This window comes from [Pseudomonas] carboxydohydrogena (assembly GCF_029030725.1).
In the GTDB taxonomy this organism is placed as follows: domain Bacteria; phylum Pseudomonadota; class Alphaproteobacteria; order Rhizobiales; family Xanthobacteraceae; genus Afipia; species Afipia carboxydohydrogena.
In genome coordinates, this window is record NZ_CP113162.1 from 1619478 (window position 1) to 1639150 (window position 19673).

18 protein-coding genes are annotated in these 19673 nt (G+C 64.3%); 10 read left to right on the forward strand and 8 right to left on the reverse strand.

Annotation, left to right across the window (positions count from 1 at the left end; translation table 11 throughout):
* Window positions 1-112: 112 nt before the first annotated feature.
* Window positions 113-1534 (reverse strand): glutamate--tRNA ligase, encoded by a 1422-nt coding sequence (gene gltX / locus AFIC_RS08005; RefSeq protein WP_275248587.1) that lies wholly within the window; start codon window positions 1532-1534, stop codon window positions 113-115.
* Window positions 1535-1730: 196 nt separating this feature from the next.
* Here gltX and AFIC_RS08010 point away from each other — a divergent pair, with 196 nt between their 5' ends.
* Window positions 1731-3401, forward strand: a complete 1671-nt coding sequence (locus tag AFIC_RS08010) for a glutamine--tRNA ligase/YqeY domain fusion protein (RefSeq protein WP_275248588.1) — start codon at window positions 1731-1733, stop codon at window positions 3399-3401.
* A gap of 166 nt (window positions 3402-3567) precedes the next feature.
* Entirely contained in the window at window positions 3568-5847 is a 2280-nt protein-coding gene (locus AFIC_RS08015; RefSeq protein WP_275248589.1) for a ComEC/Rec2 family competence protein, read from the forward strand.
* A 12-nt stretch (window positions 5848-5859) separates the two neighbouring features.
* Here AFIC_RS08015 and lexA read toward each other — a convergent pair whose 3' ends face one another.
* The gene (gene lexA, locus AFIC_RS08020) at window positions 5860-6564 is read right to left on the reverse strand and encodes a transcriptional repressor LexA (RefSeq protein WP_275248590.1); all 705 of its coding nucleotides are present in this window, start codon (window positions 6562-6564) and stop codon (window positions 5860-5862) included.
* A 414-nt stretch (window positions 6565-6978) separates the two neighbouring features.
* On the opposite strand from lexA, the gene AFIC_RS08025 reads away from it, so the two are divergent.
* Window positions 6979-7278 carry a hypothetical protein gene (locus tag AFIC_RS08025; protein ID WP_275248591.1) on the forward strand — a complete coding sequence of 100 codons (300 nt, stop codon included), beginning with the start codon at window positions 6979-6981 and terminating at the stop codon, window positions 7276-7278.
* A 14-nt stretch (window positions 7279-7292) separates the two neighbouring features.
* Here AFIC_RS08025 and AFIC_RS08030 read toward each other — a convergent pair whose 3' ends face one another.
* Genes AFIC_RS08030 through AFIC_RS08050 form a run of 5 tightly spaced genes read right to left on the reverse strand, consistent with a single transcriptional unit; the run spans window position 7293 to window position 12741 of the window.
* Entirely contained in the window at window positions 7293-8501 is a 1209-nt protein-coding gene (locus tag AFIC_RS08030; protein WP_275248592.1) for a molybdopterin molybdotransferase MoeA, read from the reverse strand.
* Between the two features lie 15 nt (window positions 8502-8516).
* Window positions 8517-8996, reverse strand: a complete 480-nt coding sequence (gene moaC / locus AFIC_RS08035) for a cyclic pyranopterin monophosphate synthase MoaC (RefSeq protein WP_275248594.1) — start codon at window positions 8994-8996, stop codon at window positions 8517-8519.
* A gap of 4 nt (window positions 8997-9000) precedes the next feature.
* A complete protein-coding gene (trpC, locus tag AFIC_RS08040) occupies window positions 9001-9798 on the reverse strand; it encodes an indole-3-glycerol phosphate synthase TrpC (RefSeq protein WP_275248595.1) in 798 nt (265 codons plus the stop codon).
* 13 nt (window positions 9799-9811) lie between these two features.
* A complete protein-coding gene (gene trpD, locus AFIC_RS08045) occupies window positions 9812-10825 on the reverse strand; it encodes an anthranilate phosphoribosyltransferase (protein ID WP_275248596.1) in 1014 nt (337 codons plus the stop codon).
* An 11-nt stretch (window positions 10826-10836) separates the two neighbouring features.
* A complete protein-coding gene (locus AFIC_RS08050) occupies window positions 10837-12741 on the reverse strand; it encodes a peptidylprolyl isomerase (RefSeq protein WP_275248597.1) in 1905 nt (634 codons plus the stop codon).
* A 210-nt stretch (window positions 12742-12951) separates the two neighbouring features.
* Here AFIC_RS08050 and tpiA point away from each other — a divergent pair, with 210 nt between their 5' ends.
* From tpiA to kdsA, 7 genes are all read left to right on the forward strand, one after another.
* Window positions 12952-13710: a triose-phosphate isomerase gene (gene tpiA / locus AFIC_RS08055; protein WP_275248598.1), complete on the forward strand. Its 759-nt coding sequence runs from the start codon at window positions 12952-12954 to the stop codon at window positions 13708-13710.
* A 120-nt stretch (window positions 13711-13830) separates the two neighbouring features.
* Window positions 13831-14184 (forward strand): preprotein translocase subunit SecG, encoded by a 354-nt coding sequence (gene secG / locus AFIC_RS08060; protein ID WP_275248599.1) that lies wholly within the window; start codon window positions 13831-13833, stop codon window positions 14182-14184.
* A 176-nt stretch (window positions 14185-14360) separates the two neighbouring features.
* Window positions 14361-15992 carry a CTP synthase gene (locus AFIC_RS08065; RefSeq protein WP_275248600.1) on the forward strand — a complete coding sequence of 544 codons (1632 nt, stop codon included), beginning with the start codon at window positions 14361-14363 and terminating at the stop codon, window positions 15990-15992.
* An 80-nt stretch (window positions 15993-16072) separates the two neighbouring features.
* Window positions 16073-16885 (forward strand): COG3904 family protein, encoded by an 813-nt coding sequence (locus tag AFIC_RS08070; protein ID WP_275248601.1) that lies wholly within the window; start codon window positions 16073-16075, stop codon window positions 16883-16885.
* Window positions 16886-16992: 107 nt separating this feature from the next.
* Window positions 16993-17325 carry an NIPSNAP family protein gene (locus AFIC_RS08075; RefSeq protein ID WP_275245745.1) on the forward strand — a complete coding sequence of 111 codons (333 nt, stop codon included), beginning with the start codon at window positions 16993-16995 and terminating at the stop codon, window positions 17323-17325.
* A gap of 14 nt (window positions 17326-17339) precedes the next feature.
* Window positions 17340-18230 (forward strand): VOC family protein, encoded by an 891-nt coding sequence (locus AFIC_RS08080; protein WP_275245746.1) that lies wholly within the window; start codon window positions 17340-17342, stop codon window positions 18228-18230.
* A gap of 83 nt (window positions 18231-18313) precedes the next feature.
* Window positions 18314-19153 (forward strand): 3-deoxy-8-phosphooctulonate synthase, encoded by an 840-nt coding sequence (gene kdsA, locus AFIC_RS08085; RefSeq protein ID WP_275245747.1) that lies wholly within the window; start codon window positions 18314-18316, stop codon window positions 19151-19153.
* On the opposite strand, the gene queF is transcribed toward kdsA, so the two are convergent.
* Window positions 19154-19630 (reverse strand): preQ(1) synthase, encoded by a 477-nt coding sequence (queF, locus tag AFIC_RS08090; RefSeq protein WP_275245748.1) that lies wholly within the window; start codon window positions 19628-19630, stop codon window positions 19154-19156. It abuts the gene before it with no gap.
* Window positions 19631-19673: the final 43 nt, after the last annotated feature.

A 19673-nucleotide genomic window follows, 5' to 3' on the forward strand; every position in this document is an offset into this window, starting at 1 on the left:
ATTGCGAACGGCGGACAATCTCAAAGTCGGCCGATCGCCCAAAATCTTCGGCAGAAGGGGTACCGTATTGCTATGTGCGCTGCAAGACGGCGGTCTTAAGCCTTGGTAGGGGTTACTGGCTCTGATCCTGCAATCTTGCCAAGGATATTTCACGTCCTAGAACGGCCAGGACGTCAAAAATACCGGGGGATGTCGTTTTGCCGGTCAGGGCCACGCGCAGCGGCTGGGCGACTACTCCGAGTTTCAGGTTGTTTTTCTCGGCGTAATCACGCATCGCCGCTTCTGTCGTTGCCTTGTTCCATTCCGTCACCTCGGCGAGGTGACGGCGAAGTTCGCCGATGAGTGCGCGAGTTTGCGGCGTCAACAATGCAGACGCCTTCGTGTCCATCGCGAGTGGCCGTTCGGCGAAGATGTAGTTGGCGCTCTCGACCAGCTCGAGCAGCGTTTTGGCGCGCTCCTTCAATCCGGGCATCGCCTGCAACAGTTGTGCGCGCGTGGTGTCATTGAGTTTGGCCTGCAACGTGGGGCCTTGTGGGATGAAGTGCAGGACATCCTCGAAACTTTTCACAAGTTCTGCATCGTCTGCGGAGCGGATGTAATGGCCGTTCAGATTTTCGAGTTTGGCGAAATCGAAGCGTGCGGCGGAGCGGCCGATCGAACCAAGATCGAATGCCTCGATCATTTCCTGCGTGGAAAATATTTCCTGATCGCCATGACTCCAGCCGAGCCGCACCAGATAATTCCGCAAGGCCGCCGGGAGGTATCCCATAGCGCGATAGGCTTCGACGCCGAGCGCGCCGTGTCGCTTGGAGAGTTTCGAGCCGTCCGGCCCGTGGATTAGTGGAATGTGAGCCATCACCGGGACATCCCATCCCAGCGCATCGTAGATATGCTTCTGGCGCGCAGCATTGATGAGGTGATCGTCGCCGCGAATGACGTGTGTCACGCCCATGTCATGGTCGTCCACCACCACCGCGAGCATGTAGGTGGGGGTGCCGTCGGAACGCAGCAGCACGAGATCGTCGAGATTCTCGTTCTGCCAGACCACGCGGCCCTGGACCTGATCCTCGATCGCGGTTTCCCCGGTCTGGGGAGCCTTGAGGCGGATCACCGGCTTGGCTCCGGAAGGAGCCTCCGCCGGGTCGCGGTCGCGCCAGCGGCCATCGTAGCGCACGGCGCGGCCTTCGGCGCGCGCTGCCTCGCGCATCTGGGTCAGTTCCTCGGGCGTCGCGTAGCAGCGATAGGCCTTGCCCTCGGCCAGAAGGTGTTCGGCGACCTCGCGGTGCTGCCCGGCGCGGCTGAACTGGTAGATCGTCTCGCCGTCCCAATCGATACCCAGCCATTTCAGCCCGTCGAGGATCGCGTCGATCGCCGCCTGCGTGGAGCGCTCGCGGTCGGTGTCCTCGATCCGCAGCAGCATCTTGCCGCCGAGCTTGCGGGCATAGAGCCAGTTGAACAGAGCGGTGCGTCCGCCGCCGATATGGAGAAAGCCGGTCGGAGAGGGGGCGAAGCGGGTGACGACGGGTTTGGTCATTTCGGATGGTTCGATCGGTCCATGGGGGAGGAATTGGCGGGCCTTTATCATACTGCCGGGGCACTGTCCCGGCATCCCGGCTGAAATGCCGCCGGAGGGTCAAAAGTTCGTTTTTTACGGGCCGCCAGAACGGATCTGCGCCCCTTGGCGCGGCGGCGCGGATTTGGCAGATAAGGCGTAACTTGAAAGGGTGCAAATGACTGACGAATCGACGCCGGATGCAGGCCGCGACTTCATCCGCGAGATTGTGGCGGCGGACCTGGCCTCGGGAAAGCACAAGGGCGTGGTGACGCGCTTTCCGCCGGAACCCAACGGCTACCTGCACCTCGGCCATGCCAAGTCGATCTGCCTGAATTTCGGCATCGCCGAGGAGTTCGGCGGGCGCTGCCATCTGCGCTTCGACGACACCAATCCGGCCAAGGAAGAGCAGGAGTTCATCGACGCCATCCAGCGTGACGTGCGCTGGCTCGGGTTCGATTGGGGCGAACATCTGCATTTTGCCTCCGATTATTTCGAGCAGCTTTACGCCTGGGCGCAGGATCTGATCCGCGCCGGGAAAGCGTATGTCGATGACCAGTCGCCGGACGAGATTCGCCTGACGCGCGGCACCCTGACCGAGGCCGGGCAGAACAGCCCGTTCCGGGACCGTTCGGTGGAGGAGAACCTCGATCTGTTCGCGCGGATGCGCGCGGGCGAATTCGCGAACGGCACGCGCGTGCTGCGCGCGAAGATCGACATGGGATCGGGCAACATCAACCTGCGCGACCCGGTGCTCTACCGCATCCTGCATGCGCACCATCCGCGCACCGGCACCGCGTGGAACATCTATCCGAGCTACGACTTCGCGCACGGACAGTCGGATTCCATCGAGCACATCACGCATTCGATCTGCACGCTGGAATTCGAGGATCACCGCCCGCTCTACGACTGGTTCCTCGACAATTTGCCGGTGCCGTCGCATCCGCGCCAGTATGAATTCGCGCGTCTCAACATGACCTACACGCTGTTGTCCAAGCGCGTGCTGACGGAGCTTGTGCGCGAGGGTCACGTTTCCGGCTGGGACGATCCGCGCATGCCGACGCTGGCCGGGTTGCAGCGGCGCGGCGTGCCTCCGGAGGCGCTGCGCGATTTCGTCAAGCGCATCGGCGTCGCCAAGGCGAACTCGACCGTTGATATCGGCATGTTCGACTTCGCGATCCGCGAGACGCTGAACAGGACCGCGTTGCGCCGCATGGCCGTGCTGCGTCCGCTGAAAGTGGTGATCGAGAATTATCCCGAAGGTCAGGCCGATGAGCTCGAGGCGGTCAATCACCCCGAGGACGAGACACAGGGCACGCGGAAGATTCCGTTCGGCCGCGAACTCTACATCGAGCAGGACGACTTCATGGAGGAGCCGCCGAAAAAGTTCTTCCGTCTCGCGCCGGGCCGCGAGGTGCGGCTGCGCTACGCCTATTTCATCACCTGCCGCGAGGTCATCAAGAACGCGGCGGGCGAGGTGGTCGAATTGCGCTGTACCTACGATCCGGCCACGCGCGGCGGCAACGCACCGGACGGACGCAAGGTGAAGGCGACGATTCACTGGGTCAGCGCCGCGCATGCGGTGCCGGCGGAAGTGCGGCTCTATGACAACCTGTTCGCGACACCGCAGCCGGAGGCAGGCAATTTCGCCGCGCAGCTCAATCCGAACTCGCTGGAGATTCTGGTGGACTGCAAGGTCGAGCCTGCGTTCAGGTCCGATGCTGGAGAGGGCGCTGTGCAGTTCGAGCGGCAGGGCTATTTCGTGCGCGATCGCGACTCCACGCCCGACAAGCTTGTGTTCAACCGCACCGTCGGCCTGCGCGACAGCTACGCCAAGGCGGCGGGGTAACTTTCGCAAGCCGGTAGAGCGTTCCCTTCACACGGGAGAGGTCCAAGGTTTTCGGCCTGCTCGGATGAAGCGTGCGCATCAATTGCGGATTCCCCATCCGTTCCCGTGTTCAGAGCCTGACCGTCTCCGCTAGCATGGCGGCGGGACAGCCGACACGGGCGGCGCAATGGCGGACGGGGGACTCAAACAGGAGCGGCCGCGCGCGGGGAGGGCCATCGCATGGCCACCGCGCGAGAGGGCAGCGTCTGCCATTTCCGGCTCCGGCTGGTGGCAATTCCTCACCGAATTGAATCTCAGATGGATCCGCGCCGAGACCGGCCCGGGTCGGTTGCTGCCGTGGATTCCGGTCGCGTTCGGGGTAGGGATTGCACTCTATTTCACGGCGGCGCGCGAGCCGGTCGCGGTGGTGGTGGTGCCGGTCGCGGGACTGGCGTGCCTGTTGGCGCTGGCCGTGCGGCGAAGGCCTGTATTTCCCTATATCGCGCTGTTTGCGGCGTTGCTCGCCGGTTTTGCCACCGCGACGCTGAAGACCGCCTGGGTCTCGCACACGGTGCTGCTGACGCCGGTTGGTTCGGCGGCGCTGGAAGGCTTCGTCGAGACGCATGAGGAACGCGAGCGTACCGACCGTTTTGTGCTGCGGGTGACGAAGATGGAGGCGCATCGCGCGCCGCACTTGCAGCGGGTGAGGCTGTCGGTGCGCAAGGGTACCGCGCCCGCGGTGGGCAGCTATGTGACGCTGAAGGCGCGGCTGTTGCCGCCGCTGCGGCCGCTTCGTCCCGGCGGCTACGACTTTGCACGCGACATGTATTTTCAAGGCATCGGCGCGTCCGGCTTCGCGCTCGGTGCGATCAAGGTGCAGGATGCGCCAGAACAGCGCGGCTGGCGCTTGCGTTACGCGGCATGGATGCAGGAACTGAGGGATGCGGTGGATGCGCGCATCCGCACGGTCCTGAGTGGCGACCAGCGCGCGATCGCGACTGCACTCCTCACCGGTCGCCGTGATGCGATTTCCTCTTCAAACAACGATGCGTTGTTCGTTTCGGGCCTCGGCCATGTGCTGTCGATCTCCGGCTATCACATGGCTGTGGTCGCGGGCGTGGTGTTCTTCGCGATCCGCGCGCTGTTGGCGTTGAACCCGGCGTTGAGCGCGCGTTATGCGATCAAGAAATGGGCCGCATTGGCGGCGCTGATCGCCGCGCTGTTCTATCTGCTGCTGTCCGGCGCGGAGGTCGCGACGCAACGCTCGTTCTATATGACGGCTCTGGTGCTGGTCGCGGTGATGGCGGACCGGCGTGCGATCACGTTCCGTACGCTGGCGCTCGCGGCCATGCTGGTGCTGCTGATCGCGCCGGAATCTCTGGTTCATCCCAGCTTTCAGATGTCGTTCGCCGCCACCTTCGGTCTCGTCGTGCTGGCGCAGATCGGAATGCCGCAATGGTTTGTCGCGAGTGATGACACACGTCTCGGCCGCTTCGCGGCCTGGGGTGGACGTGAGCTTCTCGTGCTGGCGCTGGCGTCGTTCGTCGCGGGCCTTGCGACCACGCCATACGCCGCGTTTCATTTCCACCGCATCGCGCCCTACGGCGTCATCGCCAATCTGGTCGCGATGCCGGTGGTGTCCGCGTTGGTGATGCCTGCGGGTTTGCTCGGGATCATGGCCATTCCGTTCGGCTTCGACAGCCTGTTTTGGCGGTTGATGGAGGTCGGCATCGACTGGATGATCGCGGTGTCGCAATGGGTGGCGGCGTTGCCCGGCGCGTTCGGCCGTGTTCATGCCTTCGGTATCGGGCCGCTGATCGTGATGAGTTGCGGGATCGTCATTCTCGGCCTGTTGCGCTCGCCGTTGCGCTGGATGGGAGCGGCGCTGATCGGTTGCGGCGTGGCATGGGCAGCTGTCGTGACCGAGCCTGACATCCTGATCGCGCGCGACGCTTTGAGCGTCGCGGTGCGCGGCAAGGATGGCCGGTTGCGAATCATGCATACGGCGAAGAACGCCTTCGTCTGGCGCGAGTGGCTGGCGGCGGATGCGGATGGGCGCATGGTCACCGATCCGAGCATCGCGCAAGGCGTCTCGTGCGACGAGGCTGGCTGCGTGGCCGAGGGGAAGGAGGGCGATCTCGTCGCGCTGACGAGGCAGCCCGAGGCGCTGGCGGACGATTGCGCGCAGGCGAAAGTCGTCGTCACGCCGTATCCGGCACCCGCCGATTGCGCCGCCCGGGTCTTCCATCGCGACGATCTGCGTGGGCTGGGCGGCGTTGCATTAAAGAGAACGGCGCGGGGCTACAGCCTCGTCACAAGCCAGTCCGTCGAGGTGGACCGGCCGTGGTCGCCAGCCATTCCTGAGGCGTCACGCGGCTCGCAAAGCAACAAAACCCTCGGGCATCGTACGTCCCCGCAACCGGTCGACGCGACGCCGCCGGAGGGCGAGCAGGAGGTAGCCGATTAAACGGCCGCCGCCTCAGTATTTCCGGTAAAGCCCGATCAGCTTGCCCTGAATCCGGACGCGGTTTGGCGGCAGGATGCGGACCTCATAGGCGGCGTTGGCGGGCTCCAGCGCGATGGAAGCGCCACGGCGGCGGAAACGCTTAAGGGTCGCTTCCTCCTCGTCGATCAGCGCCACGACGATGTCGCCGGTGTCGGCATTCTCGTTGCGCTGGATCAGCGCCATGTCGCCGTCGAGGATGCCAGCTTCCATCATCGAATCGCCGCGCACTTCGAGCGCGTAATGCTCGCCCGAGCCGAGCATGTCGGGCGGCACGCTGATGGTATGGCTGCGGGTCTGCAACGCCTCGATCGGGGTACCGGCGGCGATACGGCCCATCACGGGGACCGCGACAGGCTGCTCTCCGCTTTCGTCGAAACTGCCGGGAACGGTGCTGCGCACCTTGCCGAGATTGCCTTCGATCACGCTGGGAGTGAAACCGCGCCGGGCGCCGCTACTGGCGGCAGGCTCGGGCAACTTGATGACCTCGATGGCGCGGGCGCGATTGGCGAGCCTGCGGATGAAGCCGCGCTCTTCCAGTGCCGTGATAAGCCGATGGATGCCGGACTTCGACCGCAGGTCGAGGGCATCTTTCATCTCGTCGAAGGAGGGCGGCACGCCGCTTTCCTTCAGCCGCTCGTTGATGAAGCGCAGCAGTTCATATTGTTTGCGTGTCAGCATCCGGCGCAGCCCTCGATCTCATCGTCCAGCGGATATTCATGTCCAGGCGGGTCATTGCCCGTTTTCCCGGCAGCCTGTTTGTTCACGACAGGTGCCAGACTCACTCGAAACAAATCATGAACATACACTATATGTTCCATACATGTTCTGCAATAGTTAAAATCTTATGAATCTGAAAGTACTGTTTTTAGGAAATCATACCGGAATGGACCGGAAGTGGCGCTGAATACCCTCCGGTGCAGGGCAAACGGCACGCCCTTGGGAGGCGCCCAGGGTGCCTGTCATTTGGCCGCGCGATGCCGCCCATGCGATGGCTTCGATATCTTCTAATTCCAGAAGGGAATGTTCGGTTGAGCGCTTCGTGGCAACCGCCTACGTCTTCGCGTGATGCGACGAGCAGGAGGAGGGATGCCGATGGCAGATTACGACGGGTCCGAACCGATGCAGGCCGAGATCGATCGCCACATGATGACGACGTTTTGCCGGACGCTCGACAGTTCGGCGCTGCCGCCGATGACGGTGATGCGGATGATGGCCTCCGCGCTCGGGGCGATCTATCGGCAGTCTTCCGCTACGCATCATGCACAGGAGTGTCCCTGCGGCTGGCAGCCATTGCCATCCGATGTCGATATATTGCTGGCGGAAATTGAAAGCGCCGCTCGCCGTCCGCCTGTTCCCGATCTCACCAATATGCAGATCGTCGGGCGGGCGTAGACGCTCTCCGCTTTTCAGCTGGGCAGCCGGATGATGTCGCAGCGCGCGCCCGCCGGTGCGGGAGGCGCCAGCGGCGGCCGGATCAGCAGAACGTCAGCGGCCGACAGATTGTTCAGCAGCGAACTGTCCTGATGATCGACGGTTGTCGCGACGGCGACGCCGTTGCCGTTGATCTCGATCCGCGCCCGCATGTATTCCTGACGATGATCATTGGCGGGCAGGTCGTGGCCGAGGATGGCGGTTTCGACGCAATGGGCGACATGCGCGCGACCCAACAGGGCGCGGATCAGCGGCACCACGAACACGAACGAGCACACGTAGGACGATGACGGATTGCCGGGCAGGCCGATCACGCTCATCGCTCCCTTGCGGCCGTGCATCATCGGCTTGCCGGGGCGCAGCGCGATCTTCCAGAATTTGATGTCGATGCCTTCGGCCTCGAACGATGGCTTGACGAGATCGTGCTCCCCGACCGACGCGCCGCCGGTGGTGATGATAATGTCGGCGCCCAGCGCCTCGGCGCGGCGGATGGCGGCGCGGGTGTCGTCCAGCGTATCACGCGCGATGCCAAGATTGATTGTTTCAGCGCCGCTGTTACGGACCAGCGCGTTAATCGCATAGGCGTTGGAGTAGATGATCTGCCCCGGATTCGGCTCCATGCCCGGCATCACCAGTTCGTCGCCGGTGGCGACGATCGCGATCTTCGGCTTGCGATGCACCGGCAGCGTCGGGTGGTTCATCGATGCGGCGAGCGACAAGTCGCGATCGGACAGCCGGGTGCCGCGCTTGAGCAGTATATCGCCTTCATGGAAATCGAGGCCCGCCTTGCGGACATGGCGCGGCACGGGCACGGCTTCCGACAGGGTGATGACATTGCCCTCGCGGACGACGTCCTCCTGAATGGCGATGGTGTCGGCTCCATTTGGCACCACGCCGCCGGTGAAAATCCGGATCGCTTCGCCTTGGCCGACCGAGAGATTGCATGGACGCCCGGCGGCGCTCTCGCCGGTCACTGTGAGGCGCGCGCCCGCAAGCGCATCCTGGGTGCGCACCGCGTAGCCGTCCATCGCCGACATCGGCGCGGGCGGCTGGGTGCGGCGGGCGGCGACATCGCGGGCCAGCGTGCGATGAAGCGCATCGTCGAGCGCGACGTTCTCCGCAGGCAGAGGCTGTATGCCATCGAGGATGGAGTTCAGTGCGTCGGCGACGGGCATCAGCGCCATGATGAAGCGTCCGTGTTATTTCTGATGTTTGTAAACGCCGGACTTGCCGCCGCTTTTTTCGAGAAGGCGGATGCCTTCGATATGAACGCCGCGCTCGACCGCCTTGATCATGTCGTACACAGTGAGGCAGGCGACCGATACAGCGGTCAGCGCTTCCATCTCCACGCCGGTCGGGCCTTTCACCTTGACGCTCGCCTCGACGCGGCAGCCGGGCAGCTTGTCGTCGGGTACGATGTCGAGCGTGACTTTGGACAGCGCCAGCGGATGACACAGCGGAATGAGGTCGGAGGTGCGTTTGGCCGCCATGATTCCGGCGACGCGCGCGGTGCCGAGCACGTCGCCCTTCCTGGCGTTGCCCTCGACGATGAGCTTGAGCGTTTCCACGCTCATCACCACAAAACCTTCCGCCACCGCCACGCGCTCGGTCGCGTCCTTCGCGGACACATCGACCATATGTGCTTCGCCCTTGGCGTCGATATGGGTGAGCTTGGTCATGGTCTCATGAAGCCTTCGCGAGCAGGGTGCGGGTCGCCGAGGTGACGTCGGCCTGCCGCATCAGGCTTTCGCCGACGAGGAAGGTCGAGATGCCGACGCGGGCGAGGCGGGCGATATCGGCGGGCGTGAAGATGCCGCTCTCGCCGACCATGATGCGATCCTTCGGCGCCATGGCGGCAAGCGCCTCGCTGGTGGCGAGCGTCGTCTCGAAAGTGCGCAGATTGCGATTGTTGATGCCGAGGAGCTTCGAGCGCAGCTTCAACGCGCGTTCGAGTTCATCCTGATTGTGAACTTCGAGCAGCACGTCCATGCCGACATCGAAGGCCGCAGTTTCGATGTCGCGCGCGGTGGCATCGTCGAGCGCCGCCATGATGATGAGGATGCAGTCCGCGCCGTGCGCGCGCGCTTCCATCACCTGATAGGTGTCGTACATGAAGTCCTTGCGCAGCACCGGCAGGGAAACCGCCTCGCGCGCGGCGACCATGAAATCGAGATGACCCTGGAAAGATGGCGTGTCGGTGAGCACCGACAGGCAGGTCGCGCCGCCTGCCTCGTAGGCGCGCGCGAGCGCGGGCGGATCGAAATCGGCGCGGATCAGTCCCTTGGACGGCGAGGCTTTCTTGATCTCGGCGATCAGCGCGTAATTTCCGCGCGCGATCGTATTTTCGATTGCCTTGGCGAAACCCCGCGCGGGCGCGGCGCGCCGTGCCGCCGCCTCGATCTCGGCCTGCGGGCGCGCGGCCTTGGCGGCTGCGATTTCCTCGCGCTTGTAGCGTTCGATCTTTTGCAGGATGTCGGACAAGGGTTGATCCACCTCAAGCACGGGACACGGCGACGAGTTGCGCGAGTTTTTGGGACGCGGCCCCACTGTCGAGCGACTTGATGCCGAGCGCAACACCTTCCTTGAGGTGTTTCGCCTTGCCCGCGACGACAAGCGCCGCACCGGCGTTGAGCAGGGCGACATCGCGATAATGGTTCTGCGCGCCCTTGAGCACGGCGTCGAGCGCCGCCGCGTTGGCGGTGGCGTCGCCACCCTGGAGGTCGGCGTTTTTCACGATGGAAAGACCGCCGTCTTCAGGTGAGACTTCAAATGAACGGATCGCGCCATCGGCCAGTTCGGCCACGTAAGTCGGGCCGGTGAGGGTGATCTCGTCGAGCCCGTCCGAGCCGTGCACCACCCAGGCGGAGGTCGCGCCGAGATTCTTCAGAACCTGCGCCACAGGCTCGACCCAATGCCTGGCGAACACGCCGATCATCTGCCGCGTCACGTCCGCCGGATTGGCGAGCGGACCCAGCAAATTGAAGATCGTGCGGGTGCCGAGTTCCACCCGGGTCGGGCCGACATGGCGGATCGCGGGGTGATGCGCGGGCGCGAACATGAATCCGATGCCCGCCTTGGCGATGCAGGCGCCGACCTGTTCGGGCGAGAGGTCAATATTGACGCCGAGCGCGGCCAGCACATCGGCCGCGCCGGATTTCGACGACATCGCGCGGTTGCCGTGCTTGGCGACGGGTACGCCCGCGCCCGCGACGATGAATGCCGCGCAGGTCGAGACATTGACCGATCCCGCGCCGTCGCCGCCGGTGCCGACCACGTCCACCGCGTCTGCGGGGGCGGTCACGCGCAGCATCCTGGCGCGCATGGCCGACACGGCACCCGTGATCTCGTCCACGGTTTCGCCGCGCACCCGCATCGCCATCAGCGCGCCGGCGATCTGCGATGGCGTGGCCTCGCCGGACATCAGGTAGTCGAATGCAGCCACGGCTTCCTCGCGCGCGAGCGCTTTGCCGTCCGCGAGTTTGGCGAGGATCGATTTGAAATCGCGCATGGCGAGGCCGGTCACTGGTTGCCGGTCGCGCCGGTCGCGATCGCGAATGCGTTCTCGTTCACCTTCACGCCGAGGGTGGTTTCCAGATGGGTGATGTATTGCCCGATCTGCTCGTCGCTGAGGTTCTGCGCGAGACCTTCCTTCATCTTTTTGGATTCGTCCGAATTGAGATCGATTGCCGGTGTGGTGACATTGGCGACCTGCAACACGACCACGCCGCTGCTGGCGGGCGTGTTCTCCGCCATCGCTGCGCTGCCCTTCGCTGTCCGGAAGGCCGTATCGACGACGATATCCGGCAGACCGTTGACCTTGTCCTCGCGCTTGAACGGGGCAGAGGTCTGCGCGGTCAGTCCGGCGGCCTTCACTTCGGTCGCGAACACGCCACCCTTGTTGATCTTCTCGACAAGCTCCTTGGCCTTGGCGCGCAGGCGCGTGGCGACCTGCTCGTCGCGCCAGCGCGCGGTGACCTGATCCTTGACCTCATCGAGCGTGCGATCGCGCGAGGGGGTGACGCCGAGCACGTCGAACCAGACTTCGCCGCCGGGGAAGGTGAGGGGATCGTTATCGACGCCGACATCGCTGCCGAACGCCGCCGTGATGAGATCGACGCCTTTCGGCAGGGGCGCTTCCTTGCCGTCCGGCGTGCGGCCGGAGCGATCGACATCGACCGTTGTCGCTTCGAGGCCGTTCTTTTGCGCGGCTTCCGCGATGCTGGCGCCGCCGCTGCGCTCGTCCTCGACGGCGTTGCGCATCTTGTCGAAGTCGGCGCGCACGCGCTGCTCGGCGATTTCCTTCTTGATGGCGGGCGCGACTTTCTCGAAGGCCTCCGTCGAGCCGGGCTCGATCTTCGTGACCTTGAGCAGCACGGTGGCAAGCGCGCCCTTCACCGGCTCGCTGACTTCGTTGAGCGGCAGCGCGAACGCGGCCCTGGCGATGATGGGATCGCCGAGGCTCTTCTCGCTGACGAGGCCGAGGTTTGTGTCGCCGGATGTCAGCTTCATCTCCTTGGCGAGATCATCGAACGACATGCCGCCCGCGATCTTGGCGCGCGCAGCCTTGGCGGCGTCCTCGCTCTGGAAGGCGATCTGCTGCACCTCGCGACGATCCGGCTTCACGTAGTCGCCGCGGCGGCTGTCGTAAATTTTGCGCGCATCGTCATCGGACACCACGACCTTCTTGGCGAGTTCGTCGGGCGAGAGCGTGAGATAGACCACCTTGCGGTATTCCGGCGCGCGGAACTGAGCCTTGTGGGCTTCGAAATAGGTGTTGAGCGCGTCCTGCGGTGGCGTCTCGATGGTGCCGGCCTGATCGGGGCCGAGCTTGGCATAGTCGACGGTGCGCTGTTCGTCCTGGAAACGGCTGATCGCCTCGATCTGGGCTTTGGAGGGCTCGGCGCCCGCGACGATGCTCCCGATCAACTCACGCCGCAGGGTGAGGCGGCGCTGCTCCGCGATATAGCGCTGCTCGGTGTAGCTGTAATCGCGCATCGCCATGGCGAAGCGGGCGGGGTCGAACTTGCCGTTCGGCCCGGCGAAGGTCGGATCGGTCGAGATGGTGTGCACGATCTCGGCATCCGACATCCGAAGGCCCATGCGGCGGGCTTCCTCGTCGAGCGCCGCCTCGGCGATGGTCTGTTGCAGCAACTGGCGGTCGATGCCGAAGGCACGGCCCTGGATGGGCGTGAGCGGCCGGCGGATCTGGCGGCTGATCTGTTGCAGCTTGTCGGTATAGGCCGAGCGGAATTGCTCCAGCGGAATATCGGTGCTGCCGACCGTTGCGAGCGTCGTCTGCGTCGAGCCCTTGAAGATGTCGGCGATGCCCCAGACGGCGAAGCTGACGATGAGGATGCCGAACAGCACGCTCATGATCGCCTTGCCGACCCGGTTCGACGTGACGTTTCGTATCCCTCGGAGCATGACACCACATTTGTAGGAGGAAGCGGAACAGACCGGGCCGAAGGCCCTCACCGCATTGTTCCGTCTCGTATAAAACGCCGCTCCGGCGGGGGCAACCGGCGCGGGCCAGCAGCCGGGCCGGGGAGTGCTGGATAAGGCGCGGCGGCGGGTGGCGCGGGGGCAGGCCCTCTGCTAGCGAAAAGGAACAACAATGAAGGGGATGGGCGAGGAATGCCGGGGACGATCCGACCGCTGATTGCGGGAAACTGGAAAATGAACGGCCTGCAAGGGTCTGTGGCGGAGCTGGATGCGATCCTGGGTTCGGGAGCCGCCGGCAAGGGGAACGCGGATCTGCTGATCTGCCCGCCCGCTACGCTGGTGGCGGGGTTCGCCGCCCGCGCCAAAGGATCGCAACTCGCCATCGGGGGACAGGACTGCCACGCCGAGGCGTCGGGTGCCCATACCGGCGATATTGCCGCCGAAATGCTGAAGGATGCCGGTGCCACCTACGTCATCGTGGGGCATTCGGAGCGCCGGGCGGACCACGGTGAAAGCGATGCCGTGGTGCGGGCGAAGGCGGAGGCGGCCTGGCGCGCGGGGCTCGTCGCCATTGTCTGCGTCGGCGAAACCCGCGCCGAGCGCGACGCCGGACGGGCCATGGACGTTGTGGGCGGCCAGTTGGCAGGCTCCATTCCGGACGGGGCTACCTCGGCCAATCTGGTGGTGGCCTACGAGCCGGTCTGGGCGATCGGAACCGGACTGACCCCGACATCGGAAGATATCGAGCAAATCCATACCTTTATCCGCAAGAATCTGACGGAGAGGTTCAAGGCGGACGGCGCAGGCGTGCGGGTGCTTTATGGCGGGTCTCTGAAGCCCGGCAACGCCGCCGAAATTCTCGCTTTGGCCGACGTCAATGGAGGCCTGATCGGGGGAGCGAGCCTGAAAGCGGCCGATTTCCTTGCGATCGCGGCGGCAGTTCCCAGATAGAGCAGGGCGCGGCGGGGTGGCGTTCGCCGCTCCGATCGTGTACAGACGCGCCAACCTCAACCCCTCAGACATTGGCGTATCCGGCTCGCCGGGCGCGATTGTTTGTGCCGGAAAGACACTATGCAGACCGTCGTCATCGTCATCCATCTCATCATTGTCGCCGCGCTGATCGGCGTCGTGCTGTTGCAGCGCTCGGAAGGCGGCGGCCTTGGCATCGGCGGCGGCGGTGGCGGCGGTTTCATGTCGAGCCGGGGCACCACGAATCTTCTGACCCGGACCACCGCGATTCTGGCGGCGGGCTTCTTCATCACCAGCCTGTTTCTGTCCTGGCTGGCCGGTTACGACAACCGGCCGAAGTCGCTGATCAATCCCGCGCCGGTGTCGCAATCGGGCTCGCCGGCACCGGAAAAGAACCTTCTGGATTCGCTCAAGCCCGCAGAGCCGGCCGCTCCGCAGGCGCCGCAGTCCAAGTAAGGGTTCGACCAAACCGGTGGACACATCCCCGGCGGTGCTGCTGTCGCGCTTGAGCGATGGCCGCCAACTGGCTGTGTTTGTTTAAAATTCAACGTAACCCACAGGGAATGATTTTTTCCGGGGGGAAGGGCGATTCGTTTTGCGAATCTCGCCCGTGGCGATAAAGGTAGGCTCCCATGGCGCGGTACATTTTCATCACCGGCGGCGTGGTTTCCTCGCTCGGAAAAGGACTGGCATCGGCGGCGCTCGGCGCTGTCTTGCAGTCGCGAGGCTACAAGGTCCGCCTTCGCAAGCTCGATCCCTACCTCAATGTCGATCCCGGCACGATGTCGCCGTATCAGCACGGCGAGGTGTTCGTCACCGACGATGGCGCGGAGACCGACCTCGATCTCGGCCACTACGAGCGATTCACGGGCCGTCCGGCGACCAAGGCCGACAACATCACCACAGGCCGCATCTATCAGGACATTCTCGCCAAGGAGCGCCGTGGCGACTATCTCGGCGCGACCGTGCAGGTGATCCCGCACGTCACCAACGCCATCAAGGATTTCGTCGTCACCGGCAACGAGGGTTACGACTTCGTGCTCTGCGAGGTCGGCGGCACGGTGGGCGACATCGAGGGCCTGCCGTTCTTCGAGGCGATCCGCCAGATCAAGAACGATCTGCCGCGCGGCGACGTGATCTACATCCACCTCACGCTGCTGCCGTACATCCCGAGCGCGGGCGAACTCAAGACCAAGCCGACCCAGCATTCGGTGAAGGAACTGCGCTCGATCGGCATCCAGCCGGACATTCTGCTGTGCCGCACCGACCGGGAAATCCCGAAGGAGGAGCGCCGCAAGCTCGGCCTGTTCTGCAACGTGCGTGAAAGCGCCGTGATCGAGGCGCGCGACGTCGACAACATCTATGCCGTGCCGGAGGCTTATCATGCAGCCGGTCTCGACGACGAGGTACTGGCGGCGTTCGGCATCGAGCCGAAGCAGCCGCCGGCGCTTGCGCCGTGGCACGAAATCAACGAGCGCGTGCGCAATCCGGAAGGTCAGGTGACGATTGCCGTGGTCGGCAAGTACACCGGCATGAAGGACGCCTATAAATCTCTGATGGAGGCGCTGTCGCATGGCGGCATCGCCAACAAGGTGAAGGTCAATCTCGACTGGATCGAGAGCGAGGTGTTCGAGCGAGAGGACCCCGCGCCGTTCCTCGAACACGTCAACGGCATCCTCGTGCCGGGCGGCTTCGGCCAGCGCGGCGCGGAGGGCAAGATCAAGGCGGTGCAGTTCGCGCGTGAGCGCCGCGTGCCGTATTTCGGCATCTGCTTCGGCATGCAGATGGCGGTGATCGAGGCCGCGCGCAATCTCGTCGGCATCAAGGACGCCAACTCCACCGAGTTCGGCGAGACGAAAGAGCCGCTGGTCGGTCTGATGACCGAATGGCTGCGCGGTAATGAGCTGGAGAAGCGCAGCAAGGCGGGCGATCTTGGCGGCACCATGCGGCTCGGCGCTTTTCCGGCGGCGCTGCGCAAGGGCAGCCGCGTCTCGCAGGTCTATGGCGGCGCGACCGAGATTTCGGAGCGCCATCGCCACCGCTACGAGGTCAACACCGCCTATAAGGACCGCCTCGAGCAGCACGGCCTGCGTTTCTCCGGCATGTCGCCGGACGGTGTGCTGCCGGAGATCGTCGAATACGAGGATCACCCGTGGTTCATCGGTGTTCAATTCCATCCCGAATTGAAGTCGCGCCCGCTCGACCCGCATCCGCTGTTCTCCTCCTTCATCGAGGCGGCGGTGGTGCAGAGCCGTCTGGTGTGATCGGCCGCACTTCCATTTGACCGCCACCGTCGCCAGATTAATGGTCGCCGGATGTCTCCGGCCGACGCTCTGGACCGCTCATGATTCCGAAGATCAAACCTCCCGGTCTGTCGCCAAGGGATGCGGGCGGACCATGGGGACAACCCGCCGCCGAAGCATCTGAACCGAACCTCGGCGATGCGCCGTCAGGCCCAACCCGCCGCTGGTTCGGTCGCGCGTCGCTGTCCTCGATCCTGTTCGCGGTTCTCATCCTCGCGCTGTGGGGCGGTCAGGCGTGGCAGGAGTTGTCGCAACCCGCGGCATGGGCCTACTGGAAGGATCGCTTCGTTTCGCCGTCGCTGTCGTCCTCGACCGGCGAAGTGCAGGTGAACGGACGCGCGCGGCGCGTGCTCGCGGTCAGGGGTCCGATCGGGGCCGCCGCGGCGAGCTGGTTTCGCGAGCGGCTGGACGAAGCCAAACTCGCGTCCGGCGATGTGGTGCTGCTGTCGTCTCCGGGCGGGCGTCTCGATCAGGGCCTTATCATGGGCGAGGTCGTCCGCGCGCGCGGCCTGACCACGATGGTCGGCACGCTCGACGGAGAAGGGCGCGTGCGCGCGTCCTATTGCGCCAGTGCCTGCGTATTGGTTTTCGCTGGCGGCGTGGTCCGCGAAGCCTTTCCCGGCTCCGCGCTCGGCGTGCACCAGTTCACCACCGACGCGCCGCAAAGTGCGGATTTCGGCCGCGATGTGGTCGCCGATACGCAAAAGACCACGGGCATCATTCTCGCCTACATGACGAAGATGGGCATATCGCCGTCCATCCTGCAAGCGATGTCGGCGACGAAAGACATCCGTTGGCTCAACGAAAAAGAGATACTCGATCTCAAGCTGGCGACGGACCGCTTCGCGGGCTGACGCGATTTCAAAAGACCAACGAATGGCGGAGGGAAATCGGCTGCGCGAGGCGCAGACAGAAACGCGGCGAGCCGCTATAAAGCCGCCATCGAAATCCGGGGTTTGCCATGTCGAAGATTTATGAGTTGCGCGTTTATACCTGTCTGCCGGGCCGTTTGCCTGCGCTGTCGAAGCGTTTCGAGACCAAAACGCTGAAGATCTGGGAAAAGCACGGCATCAAGCAGGCCGGGTTCTTCACCACGCTCGTCGGCCCGTCCAATCACGAACTGACCTATCTGCTGGAATGGGATTCGCTCGCCGAGCGCGAGACGAAATGGAATGCCTTCCAGTCCGACCCCGAATGGATCAGGGAGCGCGCCGAGACCGAGAAGGACGGCCAGATCGTTTCCAACATCGCAAGCTCGTTTCTTACGCCGACATCCTACTCCTCGGTGAAGTGAACGACCGTCCGACCATGCCGACGCAGACATGGTCGCGGCCGCGCGGTCTCGACCATGTCGTTCATGCCGTGCGCGATCTCGACGCGGCGGCGGAGTTTTACGCGCGCGCTGGCTTTCAGGTCGGCGGACGCAATCGCCATCCGTGGGGCACGCATAACCGCATTATTCAAATGCCCGGTTTCTTCATCGAGCTTCTCGAAGTCGCGGAGCCGGAGAAGATCGTGCCTTTTGCGCCGGGACAGTTTTCGTTCGGTGCCTTCCAGCGCGATTTTTTGAAAACGCGCGAGGGGATCAGCATGGTGCTACTGGCCAGCACCGACGCGCGCGCCGATGCGAAGCTGTTCGACGACGCGGGCATCGGCGGGTTTGCGGTGTTCGATTTCGAGCGCGAAGGTGCGGGCGCGGACGGCAAGCCGGTGAAAGTCGCGTTCTCGCTGGCGTTCGCGCGCGATGAGCTGTCGCCCCATGCGGGCTTCGCCGTTTGCCAGCATCGTTTTCCACAAAACTTCTGGAATTCGACACGTCAGGCGCATGAGAACGGAACGATTGGCATTGGCGGTGTGGTGATGGTCGCCGACAATCCGACCGACCATCATGTGTTCCTCTCCGCCTTCACCGGTGTGCGGCTGCTGCATTCCAATTCCATCGGTGTGAAATCGGTGACGCCGCACGGCGATCTCGACATCATGGAAGCGCCGAGCTTCCGCGATCAGTTCGGCGTGACGAAAACGATGGCGGGCGAGGGCGCGGAATTGTCCGGCCTGCGGCTCAATGTGCGCGATCTCGCGGCTCTGGAAGCGCGCCTGAATGCAGGCGGCATCGCGCATCAGCGCAGGGTGGGGCGCGTGGTGATTGTGCCGGAGAATGCATTCGGCGCGACGCTGATTTTCGAGGAAACGCGATAAGCCTGACGGGGTGAAAGTATCCGGATCGCCTTGATCTTGGCCCGCGCTCCCGGCAAAAGGGGGCCTCAACGCGGAGCATCCCCTTGGTTTCAGCTTCAAAAACCGTATCGGTCGGCAACGTCACCTTCGGCAACGATCTGCCGATCGCGGTCATCGCGGGGCCGTGCCAGCTTGAGAGCCGTGCGCATGCGCTCGAAGTGGCTTCCGCGCTGAAGGAGATCGCGGCAAGACTGAAGATCGGTCTCGTTTTCAAAACCTCCTTCGACAAGGCCAACCGCACCAGTGCATCCGCCGAGCGCGGCATCGGGATCGCGAAGGCGCTGCCGATATTCGCCGAAATCCGCGACAGCCTCGGCCTGCCGGTGCTGACCGACGTGCATGAGGCCGCGCAATGCGCAGACGTCGCGCAGGCGGTGGACGTGTTGCAAATCCCCGCGTTCCTGTGCCGTCAGACCGACCTGCTGCTCGCGGCGGCTGCGACCGGCAAGGTCGTCAACGTCAAGAAGGGCCAGTTCCTGGCCCCTTGGGATATGAAAAACGTGGTCGCGAAGATCACCAGCGGCGGCAACGCCAACGTGCTGGTGACCGAGCGCGGCGCATCGTTCGGCTACAACACGCTGGTCTCCGACATGCGCGCGCTGCCGATCCTCGCGCGCACCACCGGCGCGCCGGTGATCTTCGATGCGACGCATTCGGTGCAGCAGCCGGGCGGGCAGGGTACATCATCGGGCGGAGAGCGCGAGTTCGTGCCGGTGCTGGCGCGCGCAGCGGTGGCGGTCGGCGTCGCCGGCGTGTTCATCGAGACCCATCCCGATCCTGACCACGCGCCGTCCGATGGGCCGAACATGGTGCCGCTCAAGGACTTCGAGGGGCTTCTTAAGACGCTTATGGCGTTCGATCAGGTGGCGAAGAAGGCGTCGTAACTAACCCCGCCCGCGATACGGCGGCACGCCTTGCTCCGGCACCCAGATGTTTTTCGGCAGCTTGCCGGTCTGCCAGAACACGTCGATGGGAATCCCGCCGCGCGGATACCAGTAGCCGCCGATGCGCAGCCATTGCGGCTTGATCTCGCGCACGAGGCGTTTGCCGATCGCGACCGTGCAGTCCTCGTGGAACGCGCCGTGGTTGCGGAAGCTCGCGAGGTAGAGTTTCAGCGCCTTCGATTCCACCAGCCAGTCGCCGGGCACGTAGTCGATCACGAGATGCGCGAAGTCGGGCTGGCCGGTGATCGGGCACAGGCTGGTGAATTCGGGAGCGGCGAAGCGCACGAGATATCCCGTGCCGGGGTGCGGGTTGGGCACGCGATCCAGTTTCGCCTCATCTGGGGATGCGGGAGGGGCCACCGGCCGCCCGAGCTGGAGCAGGGCCTTTGCAGAGGTTTTGCGCGGCTTTCGTGACATTTTTTTCTCCATGGCGGAGGTGATAGCGAAATTGAAGCCGCCC